This is a genomic window from Clostridiaceae bacterium (genome assembly GCA_012840395.1).
Taxonomy (GTDB): Bacteria; Bacillota; Clostridia; order Acetivibrionales; family DULL01; genus DULL01.
On record DULL01000087.1, the window covers coordinates 1 to 12,103 of the forward strand.

General features: G+C 35.7%; 11 protein-coding genes. All 11 read left to right on the forward strand.

What is annotated here, in order from left to right:
* Positions 1–306 precede the first annotated feature (306 nt).
* The 11 genes from GXX20_09970 (at position 307) to GXX20_10020 (ending at position 11,968) form a co-directional block, all read left to right on the forward strand.
* Entirely contained in the window at positions 307–1,989 is a 1,683-nt protein-coding gene (locus GXX20_09970; GenBank protein HHW31979.1) for a nucleoside kinase, read from the forward strand.
* A gap of 140 nt (positions 1,990–2,129) precedes the next feature.
* Positions 2,130–2,666, forward strand: coding sequence for a cob(I)yrinic acid a,c-diamide adenosyltransferase (locus GXX20_09975; GenBank protein ID HHW31980.1), 537 nt, complete (start codon positions 2,130–2,132; stop codon positions 2,664–2,666).
* A gap of 20 nt (positions 2,667–2,686) precedes the next feature.
* Entirely contained in the window at positions 2,687–3,925 is a 1,239-nt protein-coding gene (locus GXX20_09980; protein HHW31981.1) for an ABC transporter ATP-binding protein, read from the forward strand.
* Positions 3,926–4,023: 98 nt separating this feature from the next.
* The gene (gene cobU / locus GXX20_09985) at positions 4,024–4,581 is read left to right on the forward strand and encodes a bifunctional adenosylcobinamide kinase/adenosylcobinamide-phosphate guanylyltransferase (GenBank protein ID HHW31982.1); all 558 of its coding nucleotides are present in this window, start codon (positions 4,024–4,026) and stop codon (positions 4,579–4,581) included.
* Between the two features lie 82 nt (positions 4,582–4,663).
* Complete coding sequence (locus GXX20_09990) at positions 4,664–5,416, forward strand: adenosylcobinamide-GDP ribazoletransferase (protein HHW31983.1); 753 nt, start codon at positions 4,664–4,666, stop codon at positions 5,414–5,416.
* A 70-nt stretch (positions 5,417–5,486) separates the two neighbouring features.
* Entirely contained in the window at positions 5,487–6,080 is a 594-nt protein-coding gene (gene cobC / locus GXX20_09995; protein ID HHW31984.1) for an alpha-ribazole phosphatase, read from the forward strand.
* Between the two features lie 136 nt (positions 6,081–6,216).
* Complete coding sequence (locus tag GXX20_10000; GenBank protein HHW31985.1) at positions 6,217–6,714, forward strand: ECF transporter S component; 498 nt, start codon at positions 6,217–6,219, stop codon at positions 6,712–6,714.
* A gap of 368 nt (positions 6,715–7,082) precedes the next feature.
* Positions 7,083–7,517 carry a DUF2680 domain-containing protein gene (locus GXX20_10005; protein ID HHW31986.1) on the forward strand — a complete coding sequence of 145 codons (435 nt, stop codon included), beginning with the start codon at positions 7,083–7,085 and terminating at the stop codon, positions 7,515–7,517.
* Between the two features lie 173 nt (positions 7,518–7,690).
* A complete protein-coding gene (locus GXX20_10010; GenBank protein HHW31987.1) occupies positions 7,691–9,619 on the forward strand; it encodes an aconitate hydratase in 1,929 nt (642 codons plus the stop codon).
* A gap of 204 nt (positions 9,620–9,823) precedes the next feature.
* Positions 9,824–10,504, forward strand: coding sequence for a GntR family transcriptional regulator (locus GXX20_10015; GenBank protein ID HHW31988.1), 681 nt, complete (start codon positions 9,824–9,826; stop codon positions 10,502–10,504).
* A gap of 102 nt (positions 10,505–10,606) precedes the next feature.
* Complete coding sequence (locus GXX20_10020) at positions 10,607–11,968, forward strand: citrate/2-methylcitrate synthase (protein HHW31989.1); 1,362 nt, start codon at positions 10,607–10,609, stop codon at positions 11,966–11,968.
* Positions 11,969–12,103: the final 135 nt, after the last annotated feature.

Genomic DNA, 12,103 nt, shown 5'->3' on the forward strand with positions numbered 1-12,103 from the left:
GCAATCCAGCCTAACATGCCCTGTACTCATTATCAACAGCTTTCGCGGCATAAAAGCTTATGGTTATTAGCTGATTAACTACCGTTTAACAACCGAGGTAATTTACACACTAATTTGGACTTGACTACATTTTTGAAAATAATACTGAATGTTATTTATAATGCATAATTAAAATGCTAATAATTAATGATTATAAAAGATTAGTTTATGATTTATATTGTATTATTTTTGGTGTTGAAAATTCGTAATTGTTAATATTATGATTTTACAGATATTATTAAGATATTATTATAAGGAGTTGTATTGATGGAGAAAAATGAAAAACATAATCTTATTTCAGTTACTCTCAAAAATGGAAATGTTTTAAAGGTTCCAAAAGGAATAACTTTGTTAGAGTTCAGTGAACAGTATGGCATGATGTTCAGAGGTAAGGATAGTCTGCCAATAGTTGCCGGAAAAGTTGATAATGATATTAAAGAGCTAAACTATACCCTTGAAAATGATTGCAAAGTTGAATTTATTGATTTGTCAGTAGAAGATGGGTTAAGGATATATAGAAGGAGCCTTATCTTCATAATGATAAAAGCAGTTAAAGACCTGTATCCTGAAAGAAGGGTAATAATAGGTCATGCTCTTAGCAAGGGCATATACTGTGAAATTAAAGGTGATACAGAGCTAACTGAAGAGGAAGTTAAAAAAATTGAAAAAAGAATGCACGTGATTGTTGACGAAAAGATACCCTTTATTAAACGTGAAATTGATGTGGAAGAAGCAGAGGAGATATTAAAGAGAACAGGAAGATATGACAGGCTAGAAGCAATTGAATACAGAACCAAGCCTTATGCCACAATATATAATTGCGGAGGAACCGAAGATTATTTTTACGGGTATATGGTTCCTCACACAGGTTATATAAATAAATTTTCCCTGGTTTACTATAAATCAGGTATGATAGTTCTTTTTCCACACATCACAAATCCATATATCCTCCCGGAATTTAAAGAGGAAAAGAAACTATTTTCCACTTTGCAGGAATATAAGAAGTGGGGACGCATTTTAGGCGTTGAAAATATTGGTAATCTAAACAGAATCATTAAAGAAGGCGGTATCCTAGATTTAATAAATGTCTCTGAGGCTCTTCATGAAAAGAAAATTGCTCAGATAGCTGATATGATTGCAAACAGTAAACACAAAAAGAAAATCGCACTAATTGCAGGGCCCTCCTCTTCAGGAAAAACAACTTTTGCTCAGAGACTTTCGATACAGTTAAGAGTAAATGGCATTAAACCTGTTACTATTTCTCTGGATGATTACTTTGTAGACAGAGAACATACACCCAAGGATGAATACGGCGAATATGATTATGAAGCATTGGAAGCAATAGACATCAAGCTGTTTAATAAACACCTGAGAGCCCTTATCAATGGGGAAGAAGTAGAAATGCCTGTTTTTGATTTCTACACTGGATGCAGGGCTTGCAAAACCAGAAAACTTAAAATTGATAAAGAACAAATCATTATTATAGAAGGAATACATGGATTAAATGAGAAACTTACCTATGACATTCCGAAAAAAGAGAAGTTCAAGATATATATCAGTGCCCTGACATCAATGAACATTGATGACCATAACAGAATTCCCTCAACTGATACAAGGTACATCAGGAGAATAGTGAGGGATTATCAGTTTAGAAACAGCAGTCCTGTTAATACTATTAAGAGATGGCCTTCGGTACGCAGAGGAGAAGAACAAAATATATTTCCTTTTCAGGAAACTGCAGATGTTATGTTTAATTCATTCTTGATATATGAGCTTGGGGTTATGAAAACATTTGCGGAAGAACTGCTGTCTAAAGTAGATAGATCATACCCAGAATATTCTGAGGCAAAGAGGCTTATAGAGTTTCTAAGCTATTTCTTGCCAATAGAACCTCATGATGTGCCAAGTAACTCAATACTGAGGGAGTTCATCGGAGGAAGTTGTTTTTAATAAAAACATTGCCATTCTATTCCTCTAGTGATAAAGTATTTTATTATTAAGAATTTTAATAGCAATAATTCTTTAGACGTTCATATAAGAACATATATCTAATAAGAGCGTTGTATTTTATTTTATCAATATCAGAAAGGATGCTTTTAATGACAGGACTTGTACACATATATACAGGAAATGGCAAAGGTAAAACAACTGCAGCTGTAGGCCTGGGAGTAAGAGCATATGGAAGAGGTCTTAAGGTTCTTTTGGTTCAATTCCTTAAAGGAACCGTTACAGGTGAAATTAATACTTTAAAACTTCTGGAACCGGACTTTATGGTATATAGGAATGATGAGATAAAGAAATTTATCTGGAATATGACACCTGAGGAAAAAGAAAAAGCCAAGAAGATTCAACAGGATATATTTAATTACGCAAAAGATTCCGTTATGGAATGCAAGAGAGATCTTGTCATTATGGATGAAATTATGGCTGCCATAAAATTAAAGTTTATTGAATTGCAGGATGTTATAGATTTAATAAAAAATAAACCGAATAATATTGAACTAGTATTAACCGGAAGAGATGCACCTGCTGAATTAATAGAACTGGCAGATTATGTTTCTGAGATAAAAGCTATAAAGCATCCCATGGAAAAAGGCATAAAAGCAAGGATAGGAATTGAAAGTTGACATATGGAGGGGGCGCTGAAATGCCAGAAAGCTTTTTAAAGGGTAGACAAGCCTTATATATTAAAGATTTAAGCTATGAAATAAATGAAAAAAAAATATTACATGATATAAACCTAAAAATAAATGCAGGTGAGTTTGTAGGGTTCATAGGCCCTAATGGTGCCGGTAAGACGACATTATTGAAATGTATTAACAGGATTAATAAATATAAAAAGGGACAGATAGAAATAAATGATCAAAATATCGAGAATATAAAGGACCGGGAAATTGCCAGAGAAGTATCGATAATGCATCAGAACACCAACATTTCCTTTCCTTTTCCATCCATTGACGTGGTACTCATGGGAAGATACCCTTATAAAAGAAGGTTCGAGCCAGATACAAAAGAAGATTATGAAATTGCTAAAAGGAATATGGAATACACAAACACTATTAAATTTGAACACTCTCCAATTACTGATATATCCGGTGGAGAGAGGCAAAGAATTTTGTTTTCCAAAGTGTTGACCCAGGATACAGATCTTATACTTTTGGATGAGCCTACAGCAAGTCTGGATATAAACCATCAGGAGCAAATATTCAGATATACAAGGGAATTATGTGACTCAGGAAGGACTGCAATTGTAGCTATTCATGAACTGAATATTGCTGCCAAATACTGTTCACGTCTTGTACTTTTAAAAGATGGAAGAATTCTTGCTGACGGAACTCCTGAAGAGGTAATGACAGCGGAAAATTTATCCAAAGCCTATGGAGTCAATGCCCTTGTTTACAGAAACCGAATAACTGGCCAGTTAGATTTTTATATATATGGTCTAACCAGAAATAAAGTTAAAAAGCGTGTTCATGTTATAGGGGGAGGGGGTTCTGCCTCTGGCCTAATAAGATATTTATTTGTAAAAGGCTATAAGATTACTGGCGGGGTTTTTGCCCATGGAGACAGTGATTTACAGTGTGCTGAAGTATATGGCATAGATTATGTGGTATGTAAACCTTTTAGTGAGATTGGCAAAGAAGCATTTGATGAAAATGTGGAAATGATTAAGAAGGCTGATTTTACAGTACTTTGTAATATGCCTTTTGGCATGCTTAACATTAAAAATCTTGAAGCCGCAAAAAATGCTGAAAATCTAATCATTATCGAAGATGATCCTCCGGAAAGCAGGGATTATACAGGTGGAAAAGCATTAGCAGATTATTATTCATTGAAGAAAAACAGTATTGTTACTACTTCAGCCAGACTGCATGAAATATTATAATAAATCTTATATTATTAAGTTTGAAAACTGTTTCATAGGGTTAGAAGATTTTTTTAGACCAACAAGCATAGGACATTAAGAATGAAAGGAGATACAAATTGGGTAAACTGATTTTAATCACGGGTGGAGCAAGAAGCGGTAAAAGCTCTCTGGGTGAAAAGCTCGCGAAAGAAGCAGGCCAGGAGGTTTTGTACATAGCTACAGCCATACCTTTTGACGAAGAAATGGAATCAAGAATTAAAAAACACAGAGAAACCAGGCCGGCAAATTGGGAGACGGTTGAAGCTTATAAGGACCTGGATATGGCTCTCTGTGATAAAATAAATAATAAAGATGCGGTACTTCTTGACTGCATTACTGTTATGGTTTCAAATTTAATGCTGGAAAAAGCAATGGATTGGGAGAATATTTCTGTTGCAGAAATTGATGAAGCAGAGGCAAGAGTTATGGTTGAAGTAAATAAGTTGATGAATATTGCAAAAAAGTCAGAAACTTTATTTATTTTAGTCACAAATGAACTGGGTATGGGCATTGTACCTACAAGCAAACTGGGAAGAGCATTTAGAGACATAGGCGGGAGAGTTAATCAATTACTTGCTAAAGAAGCGGATGAAGTTTATTTTTGCGTTTCGGGAATTCCTATGAAGATAAAATGAGTAAAGTAACATTTTGTTTCCAGTTTTTATTATAGTTATACAGAATTATCAGTGAGAAGTAATATAAAGGAGATATAATTTCATGCTGATAAAAAGATTTATAATAACGTTACAGTTCATGACTACTATTCCTATAAAAACTAAAATAGATGCTGATGCTGAGGACTATGGCAAAGGTATTGTATTTGCTCCTTTAGTTGGACTTGTGATAGGTGTGATTCTTACATTAATTTGCCGTGGGTTTCTTTTAATATTCCCACCTTTTTTAACAGCAGTGCTAATTATAATTTCATATATTATACTAACCGGTGGGTTGCACTTAGATGGTCTTGGAGATACTTTTGACGGTGTTTTTTCAAACCGGCCTAAAGAAAAAATTCTTGAGATAATGAGGGACAGCTGTCATGGAACAAATGCTTTATTAGCAGTAACAAGTATTATCATACTTTATATTGCTTTGATATATTCAATAATAAATCAGGGAACGGAGATAAAAGCATTGTTATTGATGCCTGTTGGCGGAAGAATCGCTTCACTAATCGGCGCAGGCATATCTGAGTATGCAAGATCTGGTGAAGGAATGGGCAAGCCTTTTACAGACTATTGCGGCAAGAGAGAAATTATTTCAGGTCTTCCGCTGTACGCGCTTATATCCTTTATTATTGCAGGTTTAAATGGGTTATTAATGATAGTTTTTTCTTCCCTGTCTGCGTTCTTTTTGGTAAAATATTTTGAACGTAAGATCGGTGGAACGACGGGAGATATTTTAGGGGCAGTATGCGAATTGAATCAAGCATTGTTTTTAATTTTATGGTATATTATTTATAATTTATAAAAAATGGCATTATTGAATACTTTAAAACTACAGGTTGACATTAATGCTACATCATATGGGGGGTCAGAAAGTGATAAACATAATATTGGTTAGGCATGGACAAACAAAAATGAATTTAAGAGGAACCAACAGCGGATGGACAGACCATGAGTTAACTGAAGAAGGAATAGCCCAGGCTTATAAAGCCAAGGAAAAGCTGGCAGGCCTGGAAATCGATAAAATATATGCAAGTCCTTTAAAGAGAGCTTTAAAAACAGCAGAGATTATAAATGAAAATTTCTGTAAAGAAATTATCCTTGATGGGGATCTAAGGGAACGTAGTTTTGGAATATGGGAAGACATGACCTATGAAGAAATATGCGAGAAGTATCCGGAAGAATCGGCAGAATGGATAAAAGATCAAATAAATTATTGCATTAAAGAAGGTGAAAGTACAGTCCAGTTTTATAACAGGGTCTCCGGATTTTTTGACAGTTTATTAAAAAAATATAATGAGGGTACGTTTCTTATTGTCGGCCATCTGGGTACAGTAATGATTGCTATTGCTCATTTACTGGGATTTGGAGTAGAAGCCATGTTTCGTTTTAGAGTAGATAATTGCGGTATAACAAAAATATCTGTAAATGATGAAGGCTATGCATATCTTACCCATATGAATATATAACGAAACTCATAAGCGTATACCCGAACTAAGCACAACAGCAGGTTAATATGTTAATTAGTCTGGCATTATTAAGTCTTACTTATTGGAGGTGTTCAAGGTGAAAAAAAATACTACTAATAAAATTGTATTAAACGGCATGATGATTGCCCTGGTGTTTTTAGCAACATATTTTACAAAGATACCTATACCTGCAACTCAGGGATATTTTAACCTGGGAGATACAATAATTCTTGTAACTGCAATATTACTGGGCGCTAAAAGCGGTTTGCTGGTTGGTGCCATAGGTTCCCTTATAGCAGATATTGCAGGAGGGTACTATTTATTTGCACCTCTTACCTTTATTGTTAAAGGTCTTGAAGGGTATGTCGCAGGAAAAATTGCTTTTCATAAAGATTGTGAAAAAGTGGAAGAGTTTCGCAAAGTATTTGCTGTTATTATAGGTGCGGTGGCAATGGCATCGGGATATTTTATAGGAGAAGCATATTTTTTAGGACTGTTTGACAGCACCTTCGGACTTACTGCGGCAGTTGCCGAATTACCCTTAAACCTTATTCAGGGTGGAATAAGTGCTGTAGTGGGATATGTACTGGCATCCATTCTTGAGAAAACAGGAGTGTCAAAATATATAAATTAATTGTTTTAAACCTAATAATTGGAAAATAAATTTTACTTTGTTAATATTTTTCCAAATGATGAAAATATTGAGACTGCTATACCATAAAGAATTTGAAAATCATATAACATGGTAATTAACAACATCAAGAATAAAATCTTAAGCTGTGCTGATAATAACAGTACAGTTTTTTTATTTATTATTTTAAAAAATAATAGATTGCTGAAAATGAAGCGATGGAAATAAAATTTTATTTTTAGATATAAGAGGAGGTGATTCCATTGGTAAATTTGAAATAAGTAAGGAAAAGCAGTATTAAATGATTAAGGTAAGTGACAGTTTATGATTTGAAATATTTGTATAATTTTATGAAAGAGGGGTTTTAAACTATGAAAAGGAAAATTGCCATTTTTATTGGAACATTGTTATTAGTCTTTACCTTAATTACAACTGCTTTTGCAACACCTGTTTTGGAAAGAGTAACTGAAAAAGAACAGTTTGCAAAGCCAGAGCTTACTGACGAAATGAAACAAAAAATCGAAAAATTTAATGCAGAGAGGCAAGAGCGTATCAAGAAATGGGAAGCTTTGACTGAAGCCCAAAAAGCTGAAATATACAAGCTGCAGGATCAAATAGCTGAATTAAGCAAAAAGATGATTGATAAATATTGTGAATATAAAATAATTGATAAGAATACTGCTGATCAAATAAAGGAAAAGATTGACAAGATGAATTCTGAAATTAAATCAGAAGGAAAAATGCCAATGTTAGACAGAGGAAAGTGTTATAAAAAGGGCAAAAAGACAAACAAGCAATCAGAATAAAAATAGCAAAAAGTTTATCAAAAAAGTAAAAAATTACAAATGAAAATAATTGACACTGATTGTATAATTGTATACAATGATACAAATATACAATCAGTGTCTTTTTTTTAAAATATTTAAAAATACAGTTTTATTTACTCTAATCATCTATTTTGTAAAGGGAGGTCATTAAATTGCCATATAGTCTTGCAGAAAAAATAATTAAAGAACATCTTGTAAGTGGTGAAATGGTCCCAGGACAGGAAATAGCCATAAGAATAGACCAGACACTTACCCAGGATTCAACAGGAACTATGGCATATCTTCAGTTTGAGGCAATTGGAATACCAAGAGTCAAAACCAAAAAATCAGTAGCCTATATAGATCATAATACACTACAGACAGGATTCGAGAATGCTGATGACCACAAATACATTCAGAGTGTGGCTTCAAAGTATGGTATTTATTTTTCTAAACCAGGCAACGGTATTTGCCACCAGGTTCATCTTGAAAGGTTCGGTGTACCTGGTATGACACTTTTAGGTTCTGACAGTCATACCCCCACTTGCGGAGGTTTAGGAATGCTGGCAATTGGTGCAGGAGGTCTGGACGTGGCAGTGGCTATGGGCGGAGGACCCTATTACTTAACCATGCCGAAGGTTTGCAGGATAAATTTAGTAGGTGAATTGAAACCCTGGGTTACAGCTAAGGATGTAATTCTTGAGATTCTAAGAATTATGAGTGTTAAAGGCGGAGTTGGAAAAATCATCGAGTACTATGGACCTGGAATAGCAAAGCTGTCAGTTCCCGAGAGAGCAACTATAACCAATATGGGTGCTGAACTGGGCGCAACTACATCCATTTTCCCAAGTGACGAGGTAACATATAAATTCCTGAAAGCTCAGGGAAGAGAGAAGGATTGGGTGGAATTATTGCCTGATGATGATGCTCATTATGATGAAGTAATTGAAATAGACCTTGGAAAAATTGAGCCTCTTATTGCTAAACCTCATAGTCCGGATAATGTAGTCAAAGTTAGTGAATTGGCAGGATTAAAGGTTGACCAGGTAGCTATAGGAAGCTGTACAAACTCTTCCTATACAGACATGATGAAGGTGGCTGCGATACTGAAGGGTAAAACAATAAATCCTGAAGTAAGCCTGGTTATTTCACCTGGTTCAAAACAGGTTCTTACCATGCTTGCCAGGAATGGTGCCTTGGGAGATATGGTGGCCGCAGGAGCCAGAATACTGGAATGCGCATGTGGACCTTGTATAGGCATGGGGCAGGCTCCAAAATCCAATGGAGTTTCCTTGAGGACTTTTAACAGGAATTTTGAAGGCAGGAGTGGTACAGCCTCTGCTAAAGTGTATCTTGTTAGTCCTGAAGTTGCTGCAGCCAGTGCTCTCACCGGGGTTATAACTAACCCTGAAGATTTAGGTGAATATCCATCTATAGATATTCCTGAAGAATTTGAAATTAATGATAACCTTATAGTGCCTCCTGCAGAGAATGGTGAAAGCGTTGAAATTGTAAGAGGTCCAAATATTAAGCCATTCCCCAGAGGTAAAAAACTACAGGATGTAATAGAGGGAGATGTACTGATTAAAGTAGGGGATAATATAACCACGGACCATATTATGCCTTCAAATGCCAAGTTGCTGCCGTACCGTTCTAATGTTCCTTACCTTGCAGAGTTTTGTTTTACTCCCTGTGATCCGGATTTTCCCAAAAGAGCAAAGGAGAAGAACGGAGGATTTATCATAGGCGGTTCTAATTATGGCCAGGGATCCAGCAGGGAACATGCGGCACTGGTACCCTTGCAGCTTGGTGTTAAGGGTGTTATTGCAAAATCATTTGCCAGAATTCATATGGCAAACCTTATTAATTCTGGAATACTTCCTATGACTTTCGTAAATGAAAAGGATTACGAAAATATTTCTCAAGATGATCATCTTATAATTAAAAATGCGAGAGAGCAGATAAAAGCCGGAAACAAACTGGTAATTACTAATATTACAAAAAACAGTGAAATAGTTGTGCAAGTTAATTTATCCAGAAGGCAGATTGAAATCATCCTTGAGGGAGGATTGCTGAATTATACTAGAAATCAGAATCTATAACCAAGCATCAAGAAGTCTCTCACTTGTATAAGTTGGAGCTTAATTGTTGCAAATTATTACAATAAACTTGTTCAGTGGGAGATTGCAAGACTCCCACTGAATCCCCGAGCGAAGCGGGCTCGCTGATGCTTTAGCAGCAACCTTCTGATGAAAAAGAAATGAAAAGAGTGCCTATTTAAGGGGGAAACTTGCATGGAAAATGATATGTATGAATCAAAATATAAATCAGCTGACAATATTAATTCGCTGAGAGAGTGGGTATTTACAAAAATTGAGGATGATATATTAAGTGGACGGTATAAGCCGGGAGATGACCTTGTTGAAACCAAATTGTCTAAAGAACTGGGAGTCAGCAGGACTCCTATCCGGGAAGCTTTAAGAAAGCTTGAACTGGAGGGCTTGGTTGAATATTTTCCTAATAAAGGGGTGGTTGTTAAAGGTTTATCTTCACAGGATATTGAAGATATTTATACAATACGAATGTTGATTGAAGGATTAGCTGCAAGATGGGCGACAGAGAAGATTACCCAGAAGGAATTGGACGAAATGGAAGAGGCTATACAGCTTGAGGAATTCTATACAATGAAAAATGATATAAACAATCTGATGAGACTGGATTCCAGGCTACATGACATTATTTATAAAGCTAGCAAAAGCAGGCCTCTTATGAAAACTTTAAGCACATACCATAACTACCTTAAAAGGGCTCGAAGTACTTCATTTAATACTCCTGGTAGAGCCTTGAAAGCCCTGGAAGAACACAGGGCAATCTTTGAAGCTATTAAAAGCGGAGATGCAGAAAGTGCAGAAAAGCTTACAATTAAGCATGTAAAAAATGCAAGCTTGAATTTGCTAAAGCAAAAAAAAGAAGAGGGAAATGAATAATATTTCAGAAAGAATTCAGTAAGATTGAGAAGAATTTTGTAAGATCGAGGTGAAAGTATGAACCAGATAAATGCTCATGAACTGGAAATGCAGGAAATCGAAATGCGCAAGAAGCAATTGAATGAAAAGGGTATAATTGAAAAATACAGCAGGATGGCAGAAAAGAATAATCAGTTTGATATGGAGTTATATAATAAATATAATGTAAAAAGAGGTTTGAGGAATGCCGACAATACAGGTGTCCTGGTTGGCCTGACGAAGATTGGGGATGTTCACGCCTATGTTTGGGAAAATGGCGTAAAAGTACCTGTTGAAGGTATTCTTTTCTACAGAGGAATTAATGTAAATGATTTTGTTTTAGGTTTTCAGAAAGAAAAAAGGTTTGGATTTGAAGAATGCTGTTATTTGCTGCTTTTCGGCGAACTTCCCAGTAGGGACCAACTGAGAGAGTTCAAAGAACTGTTAAGAGTGAACAGAACACTTCCTGCAGGATTTACAAGAGATATGATTTTGAAAGCTCCCAGCAGGAATATTATGAATAAACTGGCAAGAAGTGTCCTGGTATCATACTCATATGATGATAATCCAGAAGATTCAAGTATAGAAAACATACTAAGACAATGTATAGAGCTCATAGCCAAATTTCCGGTAATGGCTGCATATGGCTATCAGGCATATTCCCATTATTATCTGGGAAACAGCTTGCATATTCATAATCCTATATATAATTATGATACTGCTGAAAATCTTCTTCATCTTATAAGACCGGATGGTAAGTTTACCAGATCAGAAGCTGAGATATTGGATCTTGCCCTTGTTTTGCATGCTGAACATGGTGGCGGAAACAATTCCACATTTGTTACTCACGTTGTAGCTTCAACGGGAACAGACACTTATTCGGCAATAGCAGCCGCAATAGGTTCATTAAAGGGTTCGAAGCATGGCGGCGCAAACCTTAAAGTAATGGGCATGATGGAAGATATAAAAGATCATGTAAAGGACTGGAAAGATGAGGAAGAAGTTTTATATTATCTCAAGAAAATCTTGAGCAAAGAAGCCTTTGACCGTTCAGGGCTGATTTATGGAATCGGCCATGCGGTTTATACTCTTACCGATCCAAGAGCAATCCTGTTGAAGGCAAAGGCCTCTGAACTGGCTGAAGAAAAGGGAATGCAGGAGGAATATAACCTGTATAAATTGGTGGAAAAATTAGCTCCTCGTGCTTTCTGCGATATGAAAAAATCAGATAAAGTCCTGTGTGCAAATGTTGACTTTTACTCAGGATTTGTTTACAAGATGCTTAATATTCCAGTTGAACTTTATACTCCCATATTTGCAATAGCAAGGATTGCGGGCTGGTGTGCGCACCTGATCGAAGAGATCATGGTTGCAGGAAAGATCATAAGACCTGCATATAAAAATGTGGCAGACATTACAGAATATGTACCTTTATCAGAGAGATAATTTAATAAAAATAATAATCGAGTAGGAGGTAGGTGATTAATTCACCTACCGACCTCTCACACCACCTAGCCTACGGTCCCGTACTAGGCGGTTCCCAAGTTTACGCCGTTACGGTTTTGTAGTAATCCCAGAAAA